We start from the raw sequence: 3,258 nt of genomic DNA on the forward strand, positions 1-3,258 counted from the left end.
CCGACGACGCGCTTCGCGCCGGACTCGTGACCGAGGTCGTCGGACACCAGGACCTGCTGCCGAGCGCCCGCGCGATCGCGGCGTCGATCGTAGGCAACAACCAGAGCGCGGTGCGTGCGTTACTGGAGTCCTATCACCGCATCGACGAGCAGCAGACGAGCGCCGGACTGTGGATCGAGGCCGCCTCGGCGAGGCAGTGGATGAGCGTCGCTACCGGCGATGATGTCGCGGCGAGCCGTGCGGCGGTTCTGGAACGCGGAAGGGCACAGGTGAATTGACGTGAATGAAGCGCACGAGATGTGTGGCAGCGACGAGTGGCGGCAGGCGATGCGGGACGTCATTCTGCCGTGGGCCCTCGGCGACACCACGCTCGGCGACGACGTTCTCGAGGTCGGCCCCGGCTATGGCGCCGTCACCGACGTGCTCTCCACGTCGGTACCGCACGTGACGTCGGTCGAGATCGACGGCGAGCTGGCCGCACTGCTGCGCGAGCGCTTCGCCGACGTGCCGTCCGTCGAGATCGTGAACGCCGACGCCACGGCGCTGCCGTATGACGACGGACGGTTCAGCGGTGCAGCGTGCTTCACCATGTTGCACCACGTGCCCACCGTCGAGTTGCAGGACCTGTTGTTCGGCGAGATCGCACGCGCCCTGCAGCCGGGCGCTGCGCTGGTGGCCAGCGACAGCCTCGGCTCCGACGAGCTCGCCGCACACCACACCGACGACACCTACAACCCCGTCGACCCCGACTCGTTGCCCGCGCGCCTGGCCGCGGCCGGGTTCACCGACGTCGAAGTGCGCACCAACCCGTACGGCTGGGCGGCGATCGCCCGCCGGGCCTAGCTCGTTCCTGCGACCAACCAGCGTCCGGAGAGCGCCCGCCAGCCGACGAACGCCAGCCGCAGCACCATGAACGTGGTCAGGCCGGACCAGATACCGAGCAGACCCCAACCGAACACCAGCGACAACCAGATCAACGGCAGGAATCCCAGCAGTGCGCTGGCCAGCGTCGCATTGCGCATGAACTTCGCGTCGCCTGATCCGAGGAGCACCCCGTCCAGTGCGAAGACGATTCCAGCGATGGGCAATTGGGCGACGAGGAACCACCACGGCACACCGATCGCGTCGAGCACCGAGCGGTCGTCGGTGAACAACGCCGGCAGCAAGGACGCTCCGACGGCGAAGACTCCTGCCAATAGCGCGGCGGCCACGGTCGAGAAGATCGTCACCCGCCACGCCACCGCCTTCGCATGCGCGAAGTCACCAGCACCCAAAGCCGCGCCGACCAGCGACTGGGCGGCAATCGCCAACGAATCCAGCACCAGCGCAAGGAAACTCCAGAGCTGAAGCACCACCTGATGAGCGGCCACGGCGGCAGCACCGAACCGTGCGGCGACGGCGGCAGCCGAGACGAAGCACGCCTGGAACGCCAGGGTCCGCACCAGCAGGTCGCGGCCCATCACGACCTGCGTGCGCAGGACCGCGAAGTCCACTCGAAGCGGCACGTGCTCGGCGAGCAGCGCTCGGCAGAACAACAGCCCCGCCAACGACTGACCGACCAGGTTGGCGACCGCCGACCCGGCAAGTTCCATCCGCGGCATGCCGAACCAGCCATAGACGAGCGTCGGACACAGGACCGCCGACAGCGCGAAGCCGGCGATGACGTAGCGCAGCGGCCTCGCCGTGTCCTGCACGCCTCGCATCCATCCGTTGCCCGCCAACGAGATCAGGATCGCCGGGGCACCGAGGATCGCGATGCGCAGCCACGGCAACGCCTGGGCGGCGATCTCGCCCCCGTCGGCGATCACCGCGAGCAGCGGCACCGCGGCCGCCTCGATGGTCACCACGATGAGCGTCCCGAGTCCGATGGCCAGCCACGTGGCCTGCACGCCCTCGCCGACGGCCGACCCGCGGTCGGTCGCGCCGAAGAATCGTGCGGCCCTGGCCGTCGTGGCGTAGGACAGGAACGTGAGCTGCGAGCTCACCATGGCGAGGACCAGACCACCAATTGCCAAGCCCGCCAATGGAACCGCGCCCAGACGGCCGACGACCGCTAGGTCGAACAGCAGATAGAGGGGTTCTGCAGCGAGGACGCCGAGCGCAGGCAGGGCGAGTCGCGCGATGCGGCGACCGGTGGCCAGCGCCTGCTGGTTGGCCGGGCCGGCCGACTCAGCCAAGGCGCGCGCTGACCGAGTCAGCCAAGGGTGTCAGCGAGGTCAGCCATGACGGCGTCCGCAGATCCCGTCGCGGAGTATCCCGCGGCGAGTCGATGCCCACCGCCACCGAAGGCGGTTGCCACCACCGAAAGGTCAACCGCCGACTTGGCTCTCATCGACACCGACCAGTGCTCGGGTTCGATCTCCTTGAAGACCGCGGCGACCTCGGCTTGAGCCGTCGTGCGGACGATGTCGACGATGCTCTCCACCTCTTCGGGTCGCGCATCGACCCACTCCTGATGGGTCACGAACGCGCAGACGAGACCACGACCACCGGCGGCGTCGGGCAACAGCCGAGTGGTCGACAGGACCCGCGACAGCAAGGTCAGCCACGAGAACGGATGCGTATCGAACAGGGCGCGACTGATCGACGCGTTGTCGACTCCCAGCTCGAGAAGTCTGGCGGCAAGGCGGTGCGCGCGGGCGGTCGCCCAGCGGAACGACCCGGTGTCGGTGGTCAGTCCCGCGTAAAGGCAATGTGCGACAGTCGAATCGATCGACTCACCCCACGCGTCGAGCAACTCGGCGACCAGCATGGTGGTCGAGTCCGCCGACGGATCGACGAAGTTGGCGGTACCGAACAGCGTGTTGGAGGCGTGGTGGTCGATCACCAGCGTCTCGCGTCCCTGACCGACGAGGCCGCGCAGCGCGCCGAGCCGATTCACGCTCGGAATGTCGACCGTCACCACCAGATCGGGATCTCGTCGCATGTCGTCGGGAGCGACGAGCAAGTGGCCCCCCGGCAACGTCTGCAGCGAGTCGGGAAGGGCCGATGGAGCAGCGAATGCGACCTCGACGTCCTTGCCAGCGCGCTCGAGGACCAACGCGAGTCCCAGTCCGGCACCGATCGTGTCCGCGGCGGGATAGACGTGGCACACGACGCCGACCGTCGCCGCCGACTTCAGAAGGTCGGCAGCGCAGCCTGCATCGACGCGGGCTGCCGTCGTGGCACCCCGCCGCGGAATCTCAGTCGTTCGATCGATCGCGGTCAACGGCGTCCTCAGTGTCGAACACGGCCGTGTCGTTCCCAGGCGCACCGCCG

Annotated in this window: 3 protein-coding genes and 1 pseudogene; 2 read left to right on the plus strand and 2 right to left on the minus strand. The window is 68.5% G+C overall.

All coding sequences use genetic code 11. The features are described 5' to 3' along the window. Together QOD90_RS30465 and QOD90_RS30470 are read left to right on the plus strand one after the other, a co-directional pair. Positions 1–278: pseudogene (locus tag QOD90_RS30465) on the plus strand (enoyl-CoA hydratase); the annotation flags it as partial. A gap of 1 nt (position 279) precedes the next feature. Next, positions 280–843, plus strand: coding sequence for a class I SAM-dependent methyltransferase (locus tag QOD90_RS30470; protein ID WP_526356155.1), 564 nt, complete (start codon positions 280–282; stop codon positions 841–843). Here the strand turns inward: QOD90_RS30470 and QOD90_RS30475 are convergent. Next, positions 840–2,141, minus strand: a complete 1,302-nt coding sequence (locus QOD90_RS30475; protein WP_526356157.1) for an MATE family efflux transporter — start codon at positions 2,139–2,141, stop codon at positions 840–842. The genes QOD90_RS30470 and QOD90_RS30475 overlap by 4 nt on opposite strands. A 53-nt stretch (positions 2,142–2,194) precedes the next feature. Continuing rightward, complete coding sequence (locus QOD90_RS30480; protein ID WP_526356158.1) at positions 2,195–3,208, minus strand: DHH family phosphoesterase; 1,014 nt, start codon at positions 3,206–3,208, stop codon at positions 2,195–2,197. Positions 3,209–3,258: the final 50 nt, after the last annotated feature.

Origin of the sequence: Mycobacterium sp. (genome assembly GCF_032161845.1) — a bacterium.
Lineage (GTDB): Bacteria > Actinomycetota > Actinomycetes > Mycobacteriales > Mycobacteriaceae > Mycobacterium.